Source organism: Streptomyces sp. CA-250714 (assembly GCF_050936705.1).
GTDB lineage: Bacteria > Actinomycetota > Actinomycetes > Streptomycetales > Streptomycetaceae > Streptomyces.
The window spans coordinates 1,005,075-1,023,628 of the sequence record NZ_JBNJMI010000002.1; the positions used below are offsets into that span (position 1 = coordinate 1,005,075).

The 18,554-nt window shown below is 70.9% G+C and carries 15 protein-coding genes; 1 reads left to right on the forward strand and 14 read right to left on the reverse strand.

Annotation, left to right across the window (positions count from 1 at the left end; translation table 11 throughout):
* Positions 1-123 precede the first annotated feature (123 nt).
* From ACQEU8_RS23385 to pyrR, 14 genes are all read right to left on the reverse strand, one after another.
* Complete coding sequence (locus ACQEU8_RS23385) at positions 124-2,289, reverse strand: primosomal protein N' (protein ID WP_433104198.1); 2,166 nt, start codon at positions 2,287-2,289, stop codon at positions 124-126.
* A gap of 458 nt (positions 2,290-2,747) precedes the next feature.
* On the reverse strand, positions 2,748-3,956 hold the full coding sequence (gene metK, locus ACQEU8_RS23390) for a methionine adenosyltransferase (RefSeq protein WP_433104200.1): 1,209 nt from the start codon (positions 3,954-3,956) through the stop codon (positions 2,748-2,750).
* 339 nt (positions 3,957-4,295) lie between these two features.
* Positions 4,296-5,543, reverse strand: a complete 1,248-nt coding sequence (coaBC, locus tag ACQEU8_RS23395) for a bifunctional phosphopantothenoylcysteine decarboxylase/phosphopantothenate--cysteine ligase CoaBC (RefSeq protein ID WP_433104202.1) — start codon at positions 5,541-5,543, stop codon at positions 4,296-4,298.
* A 100-nt stretch (positions 5,544-5,643) separates the two neighbouring features.
* Positions 5,644-5,922 (reverse strand): DNA-directed RNA polymerase subunit omega, encoded by a 279-nt coding sequence (gene rpoZ, locus ACQEU8_RS23400; protein ID WP_209241165.1) that lies wholly within the window; start codon positions 5,920-5,922, stop codon positions 5,644-5,646.
* 80 nt (positions 5,923-6,002) lie between these two features.
* Positions 6,003-6,599, reverse strand: a complete 597-nt coding sequence (gene gmk, locus ACQEU8_RS23405) for a guanylate kinase (RefSeq protein WP_433104204.1) — start codon at positions 6,597-6,599, stop codon at positions 6,003-6,005.
* A 37-nt stretch (positions 6,600-6,636) separates the two neighbouring features.
* A complete protein-coding gene (locus tag ACQEU8_RS23410; protein WP_019356158.1) occupies positions 6,637-6,960 on the reverse strand; it encodes an integration host factor in 324 nt (107 codons plus the stop codon).
* Positions 6,961-7,297: 337 nt separating this feature from the next.
* Positions 7,298-8,167, reverse strand: a complete 870-nt coding sequence (gene pyrF / locus ACQEU8_RS23415; protein WP_433104207.1) for an orotidine-5'-phosphate decarboxylase — start codon at positions 8,165-8,167, stop codon at positions 7,298-7,300.
* Entirely contained in the window at positions 8,164-9,291 is a 1,128-nt protein-coding gene (locus ACQEU8_RS23420) for a quinone-dependent dihydroorotate dehydrogenase (RefSeq protein WP_433104209.1), read from the reverse strand. Before ACQEU8_RS23420 ends, pyrF begins: the two co-directional genes overlap by 4 nt.
* Positions 9,292-9,380: 89 nt before the next feature.
* Positions 9,381-12,701, reverse strand: a complete 3,321-nt coding sequence (gene carB, locus ACQEU8_RS23425; protein ID WP_433104211.1) for a carbamoyl-phosphate synthase large subunit — start codon at positions 12,699-12,701, stop codon at positions 9,381-9,383.
* Positions 12,694-13,881 (reverse strand): glutamine-hydrolyzing carbamoyl-phosphate synthase small subunit, encoded by a 1,188-nt coding sequence (gene carA / locus ACQEU8_RS23430; protein WP_433108662.1) that lies wholly within the window; start codon positions 13,879-13,881, stop codon positions 12,694-12,696. Before carA ends, carB begins: the two co-directional genes overlap by 8 nt.
* On the reverse strand, positions 13,881-14,486 hold the full coding sequence (locus ACQEU8_RS23435) for a hypothetical protein (protein ID WP_433104213.1): 606 nt from the start codon (positions 14,484-14,486) through the stop codon (positions 13,881-13,883). The genes carA and ACQEU8_RS23435 overlap by 1 nt, the downstream gene beginning before the upstream one ends.
* Positions 14,487-14,491: 5 nt before the next feature.
* On the reverse strand, positions 14,492-15,805 hold the full coding sequence (locus ACQEU8_RS23440) for a dihydroorotase (RefSeq protein ID WP_433104215.1): 1,314 nt from the start codon (positions 15,803-15,805) through the stop codon (positions 14,492-14,494).
* Between the two features lies 1 nt (position 15,806).
* Entirely contained in the window at positions 15,807-16,835 is a 1,029-nt protein-coding gene (locus tag ACQEU8_RS23445; protein ID WP_433104217.1) for an aspartate carbamoyltransferase catalytic subunit, read from the reverse strand.
* A gap of 195 nt (positions 16,836-17,030) precedes the next feature.
* Positions 17,031-17,651: a bifunctional pyr operon transcriptional regulator/uracil phosphoribosyltransferase PyrR gene (pyrR, locus tag ACQEU8_RS23450; RefSeq protein WP_433104219.1), complete on the reverse strand. Its 621-nt coding sequence runs from the start codon at positions 17,649-17,651 to the stop codon at positions 17,031-17,033.
* A gap of 244 nt (positions 17,652-17,895) precedes the next feature.
* Between pyrR and bldD the strand changes: the two genes are divergently transcribed.
* Positions 17,896-18,396: a transcriptional regulator BldD gene (gene bldD, locus ACQEU8_RS23455; RefSeq protein ID WP_030407913.1), complete on the forward strand. Its 501-nt coding sequence runs from the start codon at positions 17,896-17,898 to the stop codon at positions 18,394-18,396.
* The last annotated feature ends 158 nt before the right edge of the window (positions 18,397-18,554 follow it).

Genomic DNA, 18,554 nt, shown 5'->3' on the forward strand with positions numbered 1-18,554 from the left:
TGGACAGGGGCATCCCTTACCGGAACCGACGTTCGGCTTCGGATTCCTGGCGTCGCCCTCACCTCCTTGATCCGCGTTGCCCGGTGCTCTCCGCACCGGGCAACGTGGCGTCCGTACCCGTCGTCACCCGATGTCCAGCGGGTCGATCCGCACATGGGCGAGCGGGCCCTCCCGCCGGGTCAGCCGGCCAACCTGCGCCGTCTTCAAGGCCGCCGCCAGCGCCGCGCCGCTGCCCCGTGGCACCCGCACCAGCGCCCGCTCCCAGAGTTCGCCGGGCGGCGGGTCGCCCGGGTTGCGGGGACGGCCGGGCTCCAGTACCGGGAGCGGCACGGGGCCCAACACCTGTGCGCCCTCGGGCAGTCCGGCATCCCGCGCGGCGGCCAGCAACCCGGCGACGGCCTCCGGCGGGCCGGTGATCGCCGCCATCCGGGACACCGGCGGAAAGCCCAACTCCGCGCGGTCGGCGAGCTCCCGCAGCGCGTGCCCCGCCGGATCCCAGCGCACCAGGGCCTGCACCGGCCGCATCGACTCGTCCGCGACGACCACCACGCTCCCGCCCTCGCCCTGCGGCCGCACCAGCGAGGCGGCACCCAGCCAACGGCGCAGGGCCTCCTCCCCGGCGCGCAGATCGGGGCGGCTCAACAGCGCCCAGCCGTCGAGCAGCAGCGCGGCCGCATACCCCTCACCGCCCTCCGGCACGGGTTCGGCGCCCGGCGTGGCGACCACCAGCGCGGGCCGGCCCGGCACCGACTCCAGCACATGCGCCCCGCCCGAGGTCCGTACGGGCACCGACGGAAAGGCCCGCCCCAACTCCTCCGCCGTACGGCGGGCGCCGATGACGCTGCCCCGCAGCCGCGTCCCCGAACACATGGGGCAGGACCACTGCGGCGTCTCCCGGGCACACCAGCCGCAGCGCAGCGCGGTGCCCTCGCCCGCCGCCTCCAACGGCCCCGAGCAGTGCGCACACCGCGCCGGCTCCCGGCACCGCTCGCACACCAGCCGAGGCACATAGCCACGGCGCGGCACCTGCACCAGCACCGGGCCCCGCTCCAGCGCGTCCCGCGCGGTGCGCCAGGCGAGGCTCGGCAGCCGGGCGCTGCGAGCCGCCGGGTCCCGCCCCTCGTCGCCCTCGGCAGCCGTACGGACGCGGGGCATGACCGCCCGCACGGTGTCCCGGTCGGCGGCCAGCGGCCTGGCGAAGCCGGACTCCACCAGCTGTGCGGCCTCCACCGTGCAGCCGTGCGCGCCGAGCAGGAACGCGGCCTGTTCGGTGACGGCTCGCTGGAGCAACACCTCGCGGGCGTGCGGCTGCGGGGCCCGCTCCTCGCTGTGGCTGCTGTCGCCGTCCTCCCAGATCGCGGCGAGCCCGAGGCGGCGTACGGGCGCGAACATCGCCGCCCTCGTCCCCACGACGGCCCGTACCGCACCCCGGCTGACGGCCAGCCAGCGCCGGTAGCGCGGCTCGGGCCCGGCCTCCGCGGTCAGCAGCACATGCCGGCCCTCGCCGACGAGCGCGGTGAGTGCGGCGTCCACCCGCGCCGCCGACTTTCCGTCGGGCAGCACCGCGAGCGCCCCGCGGCCCGTCGCCATCGTGGTGGCCATCGCGCGGGCCAGCTCGTCCGCCCAGCTCTCCGGGCCGGGCAGCGCGGTCCATACGGCGCGGGGCGCGCCCTTCTCGGCGAGCGCCCGCAGAAACGCCGGGCCCTCGGGGTAGCGCGCCCACCCGCCCGGCTCGGGCACCGACGGCTTGGGCGGGCGGCGTGGGGAAGGCTGCTTCTCCGCCTTGGCCCGGCGCGGCGGGACGGCGAGCTGGACCACGTCGGCCAGCGACCCCGCGTACCGGTCGGCCACCGCCCGGCACAGCTGGAGCAGTTCGGGTGTGAGCACCGGTTCGGGTGACAACACCTGGGCGATCGGGGCGAGCCGTCCGGTGAAATCGGTGTCGGCCCGGCGCTCGACGATGAACCCGTTGATGAGCCCGCCTCCTTCGCGGCGCCCCTCGCGCTCCCCCGCACCGAAGCGCACCCGCACCCGCACGCCCGGCTGCGCCTCCTCGTCCATCGAAGCGGGGACGGCGTAGTCGAAGTACCGGTCGAGGTGGACCAGCCCCTTGTCGACCAGCACCCGCGCCACGGGCAGCCGCTCCGCCATCTCGGCACCCCGCCAGGTCCGCGGCTTGGCCCTCGGCTGCTGGGCCTTGCGCTCCCTCACGGTCTCCCGGATCAGCGCAAGCTGCTCGGGCGCATGCTGCTGCCGCTCCCCTTCACCGCTGCCATCACCCCTGCTCACAGCCTCAGTCTCGCAAACACCACCGACACCCGCCGCCCATCGGCCCTTACGGAGGCGCCGCCACCCGTCACCGCGGAGCAACGCCAGGTCGGGGCAGCGGGAGCAGAAAGAGAAAGAGGATGACGGACGCGCCCGAGGTCTGAGTCGGCTGGGGAGTGGGCGTAGGCCCGGCCACTGCCTTCGGCCGCTCGGCCACGCCGCGTCACGGGAGGTGAGGCGGCGACGGGATTCGAACCCGTGAGGAGTTGGGACTCCGGTGGGGAAGGATCCCCCGCCTGCGCACCGAGCGCGTCCGCGTTCACCCTAGAGGCGAAGCCAACAGCGGGCTAGGGGTTTACCGAGGGCGAGGGGCCGGGGCGGAGAGGCCGGAAACGGGTACGCCGGAGGCCCGGCACCCCGCCAGCATGGGGTGCCGGGCCTCGGCGGACGAACGGAGAGACGCGGGCGCGGACGGAAGGCTAGAGCCCGGCCGCCTTGCGCAGCGCTTCGACCCGGTCGGTGCGCTCCCACGTGAAGTCGGGCAGCGCGCGGCCGAAGTGTCCGTAGGCGGCCGTCTGCGCGTAGATGGGGCGCAGCAGGTCGAGGTCGCGGATGATCGCGGCCGGGCGGAGGTCGAAGACCTCCGAGATGGCCTGCTCGATCTTCTCGTCCTCCACCGTGGCGGTGCCGAAGGTCTCCACGAAGAGACCGACGGGCTCGGCCTTGCCGATCGCGTACGCGACCTGCACCTCGCAGCGGGAGGCGAGCCCGGCCGCCACGACGTTCTTGGCGACCCAGCGCATGGCGTAGGCGGCGGAGCGGTCGACCTTGGACGGGTCCTTGCCGGAGAAGGCGCCGCCGCCGTGGCGGGCCATACCGCCGTAGGTGTCGATGATGATCTTCCGGCCGGTGAGTCCGGCGTCGCCCATCGGGCCGCCGATCTCGAAGCGTCCGGTCGGGTTGACCAGCAGCCGGTAGCCCTCGGTGTCCAGCTTGATGCCCTCGTCCACCAGGGCCTTCAGCTCGGGCTCGACGACGAACTCGCGGATGTCGGGTGCGAGCAGCGAGTCCAGGTCGATGTCGGCGGCGTGCTGGGATGAGACCACGACGGTGTCGAGACGTACGGCCTTGTCGCCGTTGTACTCGATCGTGACCTGGGTCTTTCCGTCGGGGCGCAGATAGGGGATGGTCCCGTTCTTGCGGACGGCGGACAGCCGCTCCGAGAGCCGGTGCGCCAGGGTGATCGGCAGCGGCATGTACTCGGCGGTCTCGTCGCAGGCGTAGCCGAACATCAGGCCCTGGTCGCCGGCGCCCTGCTCGTCGAGCTCGTCCTCGTCGCCTTCCACCCGCTTCTCGTACGCGGTGTCGACACCTTGCGCGATGTCGGGCGACTGGGCACCGATGGACTCCGAGACGCCGCAGGAGGCGCCGTCGAAGCCCTTCTTGGAGGAGTCGTAGCCGATCTCGAGGACCTTGTTGCGCACGAGCGTCGAAATCGGGGCGTAAGCCTTGGTCGTCACCTCTCCGGCCACGTGCACGAGGCCGGTGGTGATCAGCGTCTCGACGGCGACCCTGGAGTGCGGGTCTTCCTTGAGGAGGGCGTCGAGGATGGTGTCGCTGATCTGGTCAGCGATCTTGTCAGGGTGACCCTCGGTCACAGATTCCGAGGTGAACAAGCGGCGCGACACATCGCTCCCTGGGGTTGCAGCGGCTGCTGGCTGAGCATGGGGCGGACCGGTCGGGGGCTGCGCCCAAGCACGGTCCGCGGCCAGTTTATCCATCTCCACCGGCATCCAATCACGGACTCTCGAACTGCGAGACGACCATGACCTGCTCAATCCGGACTCCAGGGGCACCAGAAGGCCACCTGAGATCCGGATATGTCAGGGCGTGTCGGTCGGAGAAGGGCCTGGTCAAGAGCGCCGTTCCAGCCTATTGCGGCGACTTCCGGCCCACTCGGTCACAGTGCCGAATTCGACTGGGCGAGCACCGGAGGGAGGGATTCCGCACCGTTCAGGGATCCCGGCTCACTCCTCGGGAAGCCCCCGAAGGCGCTCCGCGATCAGATCCCACACCGTCTCGGCGAGGGCTTCCTTGGGACCGTACGGCACCGGCGTCTCGGTCCCGTCGGCAGCCAGCACGACAGCCTCGTTCTCCTCCGAGCCGAAGGTCTTGCTCTCCCCCACCTCGTTGACGACCAGCAGGTCACAGCCCTTCGCGGCGAGCTTGGCGCGGCCGTGCGCCAGCACGTCGTCGGTCTCGGCGGCGAAGCCGACCACGACCTGGCCCGACCGGGGGCGACTCGCGGAGATTTCGGCAAGGATGTCCGGGTTACGGACGAGGGTCAGCGGCTCCGGCTCCTGGTCGTCCTTCTTCTTGATCTTCCCGGTCGCGTACGCGGCGGGCCGGAAGTCGGCGACCGCGGCGGCCATCACCACGGCGTCCGCGTCGGCGGCCGCCTTCGTCACCGCTTCGCGCAGCTCCAGCGCGCTGCCGGCCCGGACCACGTCCACGCCCGCCGGATCCGGCAGCGCACTGTTCGCGGAGATGAGCGTGACCCTGGCGCCCCGTGCGGCAGCCGTACGGGCGAGGGCGTAGCCCTGCTTGCCGGAGGAGCGGTTGCCGAGGAAACGTACCGGATCGAGGGGTTCGCGGGTGCCGCCCGCGCTGACGACGACATGCCGCCCGGCCAGATCGGCGCCGAGGCCGGCCACACCGCGCAGCAGCGCCCGGCGGCAGACGTCGAAGATCGCGTCGGGGTCCGGAAGCCGTCCCTTGCCGGTGTCCTTCCCGGTCAGACGGCCGACAGCGGGCTCGATGACGAGGGCGCCGCGGCGCCGCAGGGTGGCCACATTCTCTTGTGTCGCCGGGTGCTCCCACATCTCGGTGTGCATCGCGGGGGCGAAGACGACGGGACATCGCGCGGTGAGCAGCGTATTGGTGAGCAGGTCGTCGGCGAGGCCGTGGGCTGCCTTGGCCAACAGATCTGCGGTTGCGGGTGCGACGACGACGAGGTCGGCGGTCTGGCCGATGCGCACATGCGGCACCTCGTGCACGGACTCCCACACCTCGGTGGCCACCGGGTGCCCGGTCAGCGCCGACCAGGTGGCGGCTCCGACGAAGTGCAGCGCCGATTCGGTGGGGACGGCCCGCACGTCGTGACCGCTCTCGGTCAGCCGCCGCGCCAGCTCGCACGCCTTGTAGGCGGCGATGCCGCCGCTCACCCCGAGTACGACCTTCGGCCTGCCGGCCGCCGCCGCTTCCTGCTGCGTCACTCGTCTCTCCCCACATGCCACACGCGTCGTCATGCCCTATGACACACCAGAGGCCCGGCAGCCGCGCTGCCGGGCCTCTGGTGGAAGTGGTGCCGACCGGCTACTGGGCGACCGGCGGAGCCTCCACGGGCTCGGAGGTGAGGAGGCCCGCGTTGATCTCGCGAAGCGCGATGGAGAGCGGCTTCTCGTGCACGTGGGTGTCCACCAGCGGGCCGACGTACTCGAGAAGGCCCTCACCGAGCTGGGAGTAGTACGCGTTGATCTGGCGCGCGCGCTTGGCGGCGTAGATCACGAGGCTGTACTTCGAGTCGGTGGCCTCGAGCAGCTCATCAATCGGCGGGTTGATGATGCCCTCGGGCGTGGTGATGGAAGAGGACACTCTCTGCCTTCCGAAGGGTGAATGAAGAAGGAATGATGCGCGGGCAGCGCGCTGAGCGCTGGAGGTCGATCGGTGCGCATTCAATCGATACGCATCAAGGCTAGCAGCTCGGCGCTGACCTCCTCGACGGAGGTGTTGACCAAGGTCCGGTCGAACTCGGCCTCGGCCGCCAGCTCGGTGCGGGCCACCTCCAGCCGGCGTTCGATGACCTCCGGCGCCTCGGTGCCCCGTCCGGTGAGCCGCCTGACCAGCTCCTCCCAGCTGGGAGGAGCCAGAAAGACGAGCTGCGCCTCGGGCATGGACTGCTTGACGAGCCGGGCGCCCTGCAAGTCGATCTCCAGCAGGACGGGCTCCCCGCGCTCGAGGTGCTCCAGCACCGCCTGCCGGGGGGTGCCGTAGCGATTGCCTGCGAACTCGGCCCATTCGAGCAGCTCGCCGTTGGCGATCAGCTTGTCGAACTCCTCGTCGTCCACGAAGAAGTACTGCACTCCATGGCGCTCGCCGGGGCGGGGCCTTCGGGTGGTGGCGGAGACGGAGAGCCAGACCTCGGGATGGGCCTTGCGCATATGAGCGACGACCGTGCTCTTACCGACCCCGGAGGGGCCGGAGAGCACGGTCAGCCGCGATGTGCCGACCGGGGGTGCCGGGGTCTCCCCCCGGGGAACTGCGGAATTCATGCAGCGATTATCCCGGTTAACGCGAGTGCCTGAGACCTCAGGCGTTGGCACCGCCGAACTCGCGCTCCAGGGCGGCGATCTGGTTGGAGCCGAGACCGCGGACCCGCCGGCTCTCGGAGATCCCCAGCCGCTCCATGATCTGCTTGGCGCGGACCTTGCCGACGCCGGGCAGGGACTCCAGGAGCGCGGAGACCTTCATCTTGCCGATCACGTCGTTTTCCTGGCCCTGCTTGATGACCTCGTGCAGAGACGCGCCGGAGTGCTTGAGCCGGTTCTTGACCTCGGCGCGCTCCCGGCGAGCCGCGGCGGCCTTTTCGAGCGCGGCTGCGCGCTGTTCAGGGGTAAGGGGCGGAAGAGCCACGCCTACGTCACCTCGGATGTCGAACTGTCGGATACGGATCGGTGAGGAACCTAGTAGGCCCGCACCTGCGGAGCAACGAGCAACGCGCCTGTTCGCGGTGCTCTCGACGGAGACTAGCGGGCGTGAGCGCCGGAGTCAGCGAGAACAGACGAAAAGTCCAGGTCAGCCTCCGCCGACCTGGACTTTTCTGGACATAACCGGCGCATTTTCTGCTCTCAGCGTGGGTCACAGCTGCTCTCAGCGTGGGCCGCAGCCGCTCTCAGTGTGGGTCGCCGCTGCTTTCAAGGCGAGCCTGCGCGGCTCTCAGCCCCGGATCACGGCCCCCAGCGCCGGGTCCTCAGACCACGGCGCCGCGTACCTCGTCGGCGAATCTGCTCGCGGAATCCCGCAATCCGTTTGTGTCGGGTCCGTGGCGAAGCACTCCCCGGCTGACGCTCGGCACGACGTTACGGACCGCGTCGCCGAAGACCGCGGGCAGATCCGCGGGCGTCGCGCCCTGCGCACCGATGCCCGGCGCGAGCAGTGGACCGTTCACGGCCAGGTCGAACGCCGACAGATCGCCCAGCGTCGCGCCGACCACCGCGCCGAGGGAGCCGAGCGGCTCGGCGCCCGCGTTCCGGTCGGCCAGGTGCCGCAGCACCGTCGCGGCCACTGTCGAGCCGTCCGCGCGGACCGCGCGCTGGACCTCCTCCCCCTCCGGATTGGAGGTGAGCGCCAGCACGAAGAGCCCGGACCCGCTCGCGGTGGCCGCCGTGATGGCCGGTTCCAGCGCCCCGAAGCCCAGGTAGGGGCTGACGGTGAGCGCGTCGGAGAAGAGCGGGCTGCCGGTGTCGAGGAACGCCGCGGCGTAGGCGTCCATGGTCGATCCGATGTCACCGCGCTTGGCGTCCATGACGACGAGCGCCCCGGCCTCCCTGGCCTCGGTCACCGTCCGCTCCAGTACGGCGATACCGCGTGAGCCGAAGCGCTCGAAGAACGCCGACTGCGGCTTGAGCACGGCCACCCGGTCGGCCAGCGCCTCGACCACCGTACGGCTGAACCGCTCCAGGCCCGCCACGTCGTCGTCCAGGCCCCAGGCGTGCAGCAGGGAGGCGTGCGGGTCGATGCCGACACACAGCGGGCCCCGGGTGTCCATGGCGCGGCGCAGCCGGGCGCCGAACGGTTCAAGGGCTGTCGGGTGCCGTTCGGTTGTGCCCGGGGCTGTCATGCGGCGTCCTCCTGCTGACGGTCCTGCTCACGGTGCTCGGCGCCGACGGCCTCGGCGAGGGTGGCGTACGGGCTGGCCGCCAGCAGCTCGGCGAGCCCCTGGTGCATCCGGCGCATCCAGAAGGGGCCCTCGTAGAGGAACGCGGTGTAGCCCTGGACGAGCGTGGCACCGGCCAGGATGCGGCGCCAGGTGTCCTCGGCGGTGGTGATGCCGCCGACGCCGATGAGCGTGAGCCGGTCGCCGACGCGGGCGTACAGCCGGCGCAGCACCGCCAGCGAGCGGTCGCGGACCGGGGCGCCGGACAGACCGCCGGTCTCGGCGGTCAGCGAGGGATCGGAGACCAGGCCGAGCCCGTCGCGCGCGATGGTGGTGTTCGTCGCGATGATCCCGTCCAGTCCCAGTTCGACGGCGAGATCGGCCACCGCGTCGATGTCCTCGTCCGCCAGATCTGGCGCGATCTTGACCAGCAGGGGGACGCGGCGTGCGGTGACCGTGCGGTCGGCCGCCTCGCGTACGGCGGTCAGCAGCGGCCGCAGATGCTCGGTGGCCTGGAGGTTGCGCAGGCCGGGGGTATTCGGCGAGGAGACGTTGACGACCAGGTAGTCGGCGTGCGGGGCGAGCGCCTCGGTGGAGGTGACGTAGTCGGCGGCCGCCTCGGACTCCGGTACGGCCTTCGTCTTGCCGATGTTGACGCCGACGGTCGTACGGAAGACCGGCTTACGGGTGGCCAGGCGGGCGGCGACGGCAGCCGAGCCCTCGTTGTTGAAGCCCATCCTGTTGATCAGCGCCCGGTCCTCGACCAGGCGGAACAGCCGCTTCTTCGGGTTGCCCGGCTGGGCGCTGCCGGTGACGGTGCCGACCTCGACATGGTCGAAGCCCAGCATGGCCAGGCCGTCGATGCCCTCCGCGTTCTTGTCGAACCCGGCGGCCAGCCCGAACGGGCCGTGCATCCGACGGCCCAGCGCCTCGACGCGGAGTTCCTTGTGGCGGGGGGCGAGGACGGCGGCGGCGAAGGTGCGCAGGACGGGGGTGCGGGCTGCCCTGCGGATCCAGGAAAAGGCCAGGTGGTGGGCGCTTTCCGGATCCATGCGGCGGAAGAGGGTGCGGAAGAGGAGTCCGTACATGTGGGGTGGGTTCCTGATCGGTGGGCGCTCCTCCTCATGCGCTGGAGGGGCGATTTCAGCCCCTCCAGCGCATGAGGACCGGGGGTGGCTCAGCTCTTGCGGGCGGCGACCAGGTGCTCGGCGTGCTCCTGCAAGGACCGGACGCTGACCTCGTCGCGGGCCATGGCGTCGATGCCCTGCACGGCAGCGGCCAGCGCCTGGACGGTGGTCAGGCACGGCACCGAGCGGGCGACGGCCGCGGTGCGGATGTCGTATCCGTCCAGCCGGCCACCGGTGCCGTACGGGGTGTTGACGATCAGGTCGACCTCGCCGTCGTGGATGAGCTGCACGATCGTCGGCTCGCCGGCGGGGCCGACGCCCTGGCTCTGTTTGCGGACGACCGTCGCGTTGATCCCGTTGCGCTTGAGAACCTCCGCGGTGCCGGAGGTGGCCAGCAGCTCGAAGCCCATGGCGACCAGCTCCCGCGCGGGGAAGATCAGCGAGCGCTTGTCGCGGTTGGCGACGGAGACGAAGGCGCGGCCCTTGTCCGGCAGCGCACCGTACGCGGCGGTCTGCGACTTGGCGTAGGCGGTGCCGAAGACCGAGTCGATGCCCATGACCTCGCCGGTGGAGCGCATCTCCGGGCCCAGCACGGTGTCCACGCCGCGGCCCTGCACATCGCGGAACCTGCTCCAGGGCATCACCGCCTCCTTGACGGAGATCGGCGCGTCCAGCGGCAGGTCCCCGCCGTCGCCCTCGGCCGGGAGCAGCCCCTCGGCACGCAGCTCGGCGATGGTGGCGCCCAGCGAGATCCGGGCCGCGGCCTTTGCGAGCGGAACGGCGGTGGCCTTGGAGGTGAACGGCACCGTGCGGGAGGCGCGCGGGTTGGCCTCCAGGACGTAGAGGATGTCGCCCGCCATCGCGAACTGGATGTTGATCAGGCCCTGGACGCCGACGCCGCGGGCGATGGCCTCGGTGGAGGCGCGCAGCCGCTTGATGTCGTAGCCGCCGAGGGTGATCGGGGGCAGTGCGCAGGCGGAGTCGCCGGAGTGGATACCGGCCTCCTCGATGTGCTCCATGACGCCGCCGAGGTAGAGCTCGTCGCCGTCGTAGAGCGCGTCCACGTCGATCTCGATGGCGTCGTCGAGGAAGCGGTCGATGAGGACGGGGTGCTTCTCGATCAGTCCGGCGTGCCGCTCCAGGTAGGACTCCAGCGAGGGCTCGTCGTAGACGATCTCCATACCCCGGCCGCCCAGCACGTAGGAGGGGCGGACCATCACGGGGTAGCCGATCTCGGCGGCGATGCCCTTTGCCTGCTCGAAGGAGAAGGCGGTGCCGTACTTGGGCGCGGGCAGCCCGGCCTCGGTGAGCACGCGGCCGAACGCGCCGCGCTCCTCGGCCAGTTCGATGGCCTCGGGCGAGGTGCCGACGATGGGTACGCCGTTGTCCTTGAGCGCCTGGGCGAGGCCGAGCGGGGTCTGGCCGCCGAGCTGGACGAGGACACCGGCGACGGGGCCGGCCTGCTGCTCGGCGTGGACGATCTCCAGTACGTCCTCCAGCGTGAGCGGCTCGAAGTAGAGCCGGTCGGAGGTGTCGTAGTCGGTGGAGACGGTCTCCGGATTGCAGTTGACCATGACGGTCTCGAACCCGGCCGCGCCCAGTGCGAAGGAGGCGTGGACGCAGGAGTAGTCGAACTCGATGCCCTGGCCGATGCGGTTGGGGCCGGAGCCGAGGATGATCACCGCGGGCTTCTCGCGGGGCGCGACCTCGGTCTCCTCGTCGTAGGAGGAGTAGAAGTACGGCGTCCTGGCGGCGAACTCGGCGGCGCAGGTGTCCACGGTCTTGTAGACGGGGCGGATGCCCAGCGCGTGCCGTACCTCGCGCACCACGTCCTCGCGCAGCGAGCGGATGGCGGCGATCTGCGCGTCGGAGAAGCCGTGCCGCTTCGCCTCGGCGAACATGCCGGGGCTCAGTTCGGGGGCCGCGGCGATCTCCTCGGCGGTCTCCTTGATGAGGAAGAGCTGGTCGACGAACCAGGGGTCGATCTTCGTGGCGTCGAAGACCTCCTGCGGGGTGGCGCCGGCCCGGATGGCGGCCATGACGGTGTTGATCCGGCCGTCGGTGGGCCGCTCGGCCTCCGCGAGCAGCTGCGCCTTGTCGCCGAGTTCGGAGACCGGGGTGGCGAAGTCGAACTGGCTGCCCTTCTTCTCCAGCGAGCGCAGCGCCTTGTTGAGCGCCTCGGTGAAGTTACGGCCGATGGCCATGGCCTCGCCGACCGACTTCATGGTGGTGGTGAGCCGGGAGTCGGCGGCCGGGAACTTCTCGAAGGCGAAGCGGGGCGCCTTGACGACGACGTAGTCGAGGGTGGGCTCGAAGGAGGCCGGGGTCTCCTCGGTGATGTCGTTGGGGATCTCGTCCAGCGTGTAGCCGACGGCCAGCTTCGCGGCGATCTTCGCGATGGGGAACCCGGTGGCCTTGGAGGCGAGCGCCGAGGAGCGGGAGACGCGCGGGTTCATCTCGATGACGACGACCCGGCCGTCCTCCGGATTGACGGCGAACTGGATGTTGCAGCCACCGGTGTCGACGCCGACCTCGCGGATGACGGCGATGCCGATGTCGCGGAGGATCTGGTACTCACGGTCGGTGAGCGTCATGGCGGGCGCGACGGTGATCGAGTCGCCGGTGTGCACACCCATGGGGTCGAAGTTCTCGATGGAGCAGACGACCACCACGTTGTCGTGCTTGTCCCGCATCAGCTCCAGCTCGTACTCCTTCCAGCCGAGGATGGACTCCTCCAGGAGCACCTCGGTGGTCGGCGAGAGGGTCAGGCCCTGTCCGGCGATGCGGCGCAGTTCCTCCTCGTCGTGTGCGAAGCCGGAGCCGGCGCCGCCCATGGTGAAGGAGGGGCGGACGACGACCGGGTAGCCGCCGAGCTCCTCGACGCCGCGCAGCACATCGTCCATGGAGTGGCAGATGTAGGAGCGTGCGGACTCGCCGTGCCCGATCTTGCGGCGAACGGCCTCGACGACCTCCTTGAACTGGTCGCGGTCCTCGCCCTTGTGGATGGCCTCGGGGCGGGCGCCGATCAGCTCGACGCCGTACTTCTCCAGCGCGCCGGACTCGTGGAGGGAGATCGCGGTGTTGAGCGCGGTCTGGCCGCCGAGGGTGGGCAGCAGCGCGTCGGGGCGCTCCTTGGCGATGATCTTCTCGACGAAATCGGGGGTGATCGGCTCGACGTAGGTGGCGTCGGCGATCTCCGGGTCGGTCATGATCGTGGCCGGGTTGGAGTTGACCAGGACCACGCGCAGGCCCTCGGCCTTCAGCACGCGGCATGCCTGGGTGCCGGAGTAGTCGAACTCGGCGGCCTGCCCGATGACGATCGGTCCTGAGCCGATGACCAGGACGGACTGGATATCGGTGCGCTTAGGCACGCTGGTCCTCCATGAGCTTGGCGCTGTGCTGGTTGTTGTCGCGCATCAGCGCGACGAACCGGTCGAACAGGTACGCGGCGTCGTGCGGACCCGCTGCCGCTTCGGGGTGGTACTGGACGCTGAAGGCGGGCTTGTCGAGGAGCCGCAGCCCCTCGACGACACCGTCGTTCAGGCAGACGTGCGAGACCTCGGCCCGGCCGTAGGGGGTCTCGCTGACGCGGTCGAGCGGTGCGTCGACGGCGAAGCCGTGGTTGTGCGCGGTGACCTCGACCTTGCCCGTCGTACGGTCCTGGACGGGCTGGTTGATGCCGCGGTGGCCGTACTTGAGCTTGAAGGTGCCGAACCCGAGGGCGCGGCCGAGGATCTGGTTGCCGAAGCAGATCCCGAACAGCGGCGTGCCGCGCTCCAGCACGCTGCGCATCAGCGCTACGGGGTGCTCGGCGGTGGCCGGGTCGCCGGGGCCGTTGGAGAAGAAGACCCCGTCGGGCTTGACGGCGTAGATGTCCTCGGGGCTCGCGTTGGCGGGCAGTACATGCACCTCTATGCCGCGCTCGGCCATCCGGTGCGGGGTCATGCCCTTGATGCCGAGGTCGACGGCGGCGACGGTGAAGCGCTTCTCGCCGATGGCGGGAACGACATACCCCTGCTGGGTGGCGACCTCGCCGCACAGGTCGGCGCCCTTCATCGCGGGGGTCTCCCGCACCCGGGCCAGCAGTTGTGCCTCGCTGCCGGCGTAGGCGTCGCCGGAGAAGATGCCGACGCGCATGGCGCCGCGCTCGCGCAGGTGCCGGGTCAGGGCGCGGGTGTCGACGCCGCTGATGCCCACGATGCCCTGGTCGCGCAGCTCCTGGTCGAGGGAGCGGGTGGCGCGCCAGTTGGAGGGGGTGCGGGCCGGGTCGCGTACGACGTAGCCGGCCACCCAGATGCGGGCGGACTCGGGGTCCTCGTCGTTGACGCCGGTGTTGCCGACGTGCGGGGCCGTCATGACGACGACCTGACGGTGGTAGGAGGGGTCGGTCAGGGTCTCCTGGTATCCGGTCATGCCGGTGGAGAACACGGCCTCGCCGAACGTCTCTCCCACGGCCCCGTAGGCGCGCCCGCGGAAGGTACGGCCGTCCTCCAGGACGAGAAGGGCGGGATTCGCCGTGGTTCCGGTCGCTCCCCTGGCGGAGGTCGTCATCATGCGCCTTCCTTGTGCTGCTGCATTGCCGCGACGTCGTCGTCGCCGCACATTGCGTTGATCTTCTCGACCCATCGGGCCTGGTCGGCCGAGTGGTCGAAGCGGAATCCGGAATCGAGCCGCCGTCCGCCGTGCTCCCAGGTGACGATCAGCAGGCCGCCCTCGGTGAGGACCTTGCCCGCGATGCCGGTGTCGAGCCGGGCGCCGCGCAGCTGGTCCGTGGGGACGAAGAAGTCCTGTGCCGCGGGCCGTACGACATCCAGCCCGTGCCCGCTCAGCGTCAGTTCGACGCGGCTGCGGGTGCCCAGACCGTGCGCGACGATCCGGTCGAGCCACTGGCCCGCGCTGGTGGAGCCGTGGTAGCGGCCGGTGGCGGTCAGCAGCGGCTCGCCGCTGTCCTCGGGCGACTGCGGGAGCTCGGGCAGATCGCCCTGGAGGGTGCCGCGCCACTTCCAGCCCTGCCGCATCAGCCAGTACAGCAGCGCGACGAACAGGACGAGGCCGACGACCCAGCCGATCCGGGCGGCCCAGTCGGTGACTTGCTGTGACTTCTGTTCGGCTGCGAGGCCGATCAGGGGGAGATTTGTTGCACTCACACTGCTCACACCGCTCACACTGCTCCCGCTGCTCCTACGAGTTTCCCGTCCACGACCGTCGGGCGGCCCCGCAGCCAGGTGTGGGTGACGCGACCGGGCAGCTCGCGGCCCTCGTAGGGAGTGTTGGCGCTGCGGGAGGCGAAGCCCGCGGGGTTCACCTGCCCACGGTAGTCCGCGTCGAGAAGAACCAGGTTGGCTGGCTCGCCGGGTGAGACGGGGCGGCCGTGGCCCTCCAGCCGTCCGATGGCTGCGGGCCGGAAGGACATCCGGTCGGCGACCTGTGCCCACTCCAGCAGCCCGGTGTCGACCATGGTGTGCTGCACCACGGACAGGGCCGTCTCCAGGCCGACCATGCCCATGGCGGCCGCGCCCCACTCGCAGTCCTTGTCCTCGTGCGGGTGCGGGGCGTGGTCGGTGGCGACGCAGTCGATGGTGCCGTCGGCCAGCGCCTCGCGGAGAGCCATCACATCGGCCTCGGTGCGCAGCGGTGGGTTGACCTTGTAGACGGGGTTGTAGGAGCGGACCAGCTCGTCGGTGAGCAGCAGGTGGTGCGGGGTGACCTCGGCGGTGACGTTCCAGCCCTTGGACTTGGCCCAGCGGACGATCTCCACGGAGCCGGCCGTCGACAGGTGGCAGATGTGGACGCGGGAGTCGACGTGTGCGGCGAGCAGCACATCCCGGGCGATGATCGACTCCTCGGCGACGGCCGGCCACCCTTGCAGGCCCAGCTCGGCGGAGACGATCCCCTCGTTCATCTGGGCGCCCGCGGTCAGCCGTGGCTCCTGGGCGTGCTGGGCGACGACACCGTCGAACGCCTTCACATACTCCAGGGCACGCCGCATGATCACCGCGTCGTCGACGCACTTGCCGTCGTCGGAGAAGACCCGTACCCCGGCGGCGGAGTCGTGCATCGCGCCCAGCTCGGCGAGCTGCTTGCCCTCCAGGCCGACGGTGACGGCGCCGACGGGACGTACGTCGCAGTAGCCGTACTCCTTGCCCAGCCGCCACACCTGCTCGACCACGCCGGCGGTGTCGGCGACGGGGAAGGTGTTGGCCATGGCGTGCACGGCGGTGTAGCCGCCCTTGGCGGCGGCCCGGGTGCCGGTCAGCACCGTCTCGGAGTCCTCACGGCCGGGCTCGCGCAGATGGGTGTGCAGGTCCACCAGGCCGGGCAGCAGGATGCCGCCGCTGGCCTCGACCACCTGGGCGTCCGGGGCCTCGATCCCGGGGCCGACCTGGCCGATGGTGGCTCCTTCGATCAGTACGTCCTGCGGCTCGCCGCCGAGGATCCGCGCACCGCGCAGCAGTGTCTTGTTCTGCTCAGTCATCTCAGTTGTTCTCCTCTACGGCAGAGCGGCGCGCAGCGCCTCCGTCCGGGGTGGTGGCGGGTGACGGGTGGGCTGTTTCCTCGCGGGACAGGGCCGGCTCGGCGCCGCCGAGCAGCAGGTACATCACGGCCATCCGGATGCTGACGCCGTTGGCGACCTGCTCCACGGCGGTGCAGCGGGGCGAGTCGGCCACCTCGGCGGTGATCTCCATACCGCGGTTCATCGGCCCGGGGTGCATCACGATGGCGTGCTCGGGCATCCGCGCCATACGTTCGCCGTCGAGGCCGTAGCGGCGGGCGTACTCGCGCTCGGTGGGGAAGAAGGCGGCGTTCATCCGCTCCCGCTGGACGCGCAGCATCATCACGGCGTCCGACTTGGCCACTACGGCGTCCAGGTCGTAGGAGACCTCGCACGGCCAGCTCCCCACGCCGATGGGCAGCAGGGTGGGCGGTGCGACGAGGGTGACATGGGCGCCCAGCGTGCTCAACAGGTGCACGTTGGAGCGGGCGACGCGGCTGTGCAGGATGTCGCCGACGATGGTGATCCGCTTGCCGTCGAGCGCTGCGCCCTCCTCGCCGACCAGCCGGCGGCGCATGGTGAAGGCGTCCAGCAGCGCCTGGGTGGGGTGCTCGTGGGTGCCGTCGCCGGCGTTGATGACGGAGCCGCCGATCCAGCCGGAGGTCGCCAGCCGGTGCGGGGCCCCCGAGTCGCCGTGCCGGATGACGACGCCGTCGGCGCCCATCGCCTCCAGGGTGAGCGCGGTGTCCTTGAGGGACTCGCCCTTGGAGACGGAGGAGCCCTTGGCGGAGAAGTTGATGACATCGGCCGACAGCCGCTTGGCCGCCGCTTCGAAGGAGATCCGGGTGCGGGTGGAGTCCTCGAAGAAGAGGTTGACGATGGTGCGGCCGCGCAGGGTGGGCAGCTTCTTGATCGGCCGGTCGGCGAACCGGGCCATCTCCTCGGCGGTGTCGAGGATGAGGACGGCGTCGTCGCGGGTGAGGTCGGCGGCCGAGATGAGGTGACGCTTCATCTGTTGCCTGGTGCCTTCCGTGGGTGGGATGTGAGGTCGTCGCGAGGGCTCGCGCGCTGGAGAGCACCTCAGGGGTGCGCTTCCGGGCAGCGTGCGCCCGGGCAGGCAGTGGCGAGCGGCACGCGGGCGTACGTCGGTGCTGCGCGCGCCGAGCGCATACGCCGGACCAGCGCGCCGGCCCGGTTCGGTACGCGGCTAACCAGCGGGCGCGGTGCCGTGGCGCGGGGGTGCTGTTCCTTCGGCGTGCTCGGATTCGGTCGCGCGGGTGCCGAGCAGGACGCCGTCGTGGCCGTCCTCCTCGGTCAGCTGAACCTTGACGGTCTCGCGCTGCGAGGTTGGCAGGTTCTTGCCGACATAGTCGGCGCGGATCGGAAGCTCGCGGTGACCGCGGTCCACGAGGACGGCGAGCTGAACCGCGCGCGGACGCCCGATGTCACCCAGGGCATCGAGTGCGGCGCGGATGGTGCGGCCGGAATAGAGCACATCGTCGACGAGGACGACGAGCCGTCCGTCGACCCCCTCGGCCGGGATCTCGGTGTGCGCGAGGGTCCGCGCGGGGCCGAGCCGGAGATCGTCCCGGTACATCGTGATGTCGAGCGAGCCGACCGGAACCGCGCTGCCGGTGATCTCTTCGAGCTTGGCGGCCAGCCGTCGGGCGAGGAAGACACCACGGGTGGGAATGCCGAGAAGTACCACGTCGTCGGCGCCTTTGGCGCGTTCGACGATCTCGTGGGCGATGCGGGTGAGCACCCGCTTGATGTCCGGCGCCTCCAGTACGGGGCGTGCCGGATGCAGGCTCGCGCTGTTGTCGTCCATGAAAAGTGGACCTCCTTCCCCGCCTCACGGGACGGGCCTTAAAGGACGTCTTGCTGTCGCTGCTCAACGCTACCAGGGGCCGTTCAGCGGGCGGCGCGGGGGCGGTGCCAGCCGTTCGGACCCCCTCGGCTTGACGCGGCACATTACGCTGCGTAACCTCACAGTGAGTTACGAAGCGCGAAGGCGCGCGGCGCAGCACACCGCGTGGCGCAGCCGCTCAGCGATACAGCGTCCGGGGAGCCATATGTCCAGCGAATACGCCAAACAGCTCGGAGCCAAGCTCCGCGCCATCCGCACCCAGCAGGGCCTCTCCCTCCACGGTGTCGAGGAGAAGTCCCAGGGCCGCTGGAAGGCGGTCGTGGTGGGCTCGTACGAGCGCGGCGACCGGGCCGTGACCGTGCAGCGCCTCGCCGAGCTGGCTGACTTCTACGGGGTGCCGGTGCAGGAGCTGCTGCCGGGAACCACTCCGGGCGGGGCCGCGGAGCCGCCGCCGAAGCTGGTGCTCGACCTTGAGCGCCTTGCCCATGTGCCGGCCGAGAAGGCGGGTCCGCTCCAGCGGTACGCCGCGACGATCCAGTCGCAGCGTGGGGACTACAACGGCAAGGTCCTCTCCATCCGCCAGGACGACCTGCGCACGCTGGCCGTCATCTACGACCAGTCGCCGTCCGTGCTCACAGAGCAGCTGATCAGCTGGGGAGTCCTCGACGCGGATGCCCGGCGGGCGGTCTCGCACGAAGAAGTGTGACCCTCTTTTCGGGTCGCCTCTCCTTCGCCGAGAAACCTCTTTCCGCCGCGACGGCGAGCAGCCCACGGCGCAGACCGGCGGTGCCGAGCCGGCCGCAACCCCTCCTGCAGGACGGGTTCGGCCGGCTTGGCACCGCCGGTTTCGTTTCGTTGTGGCTG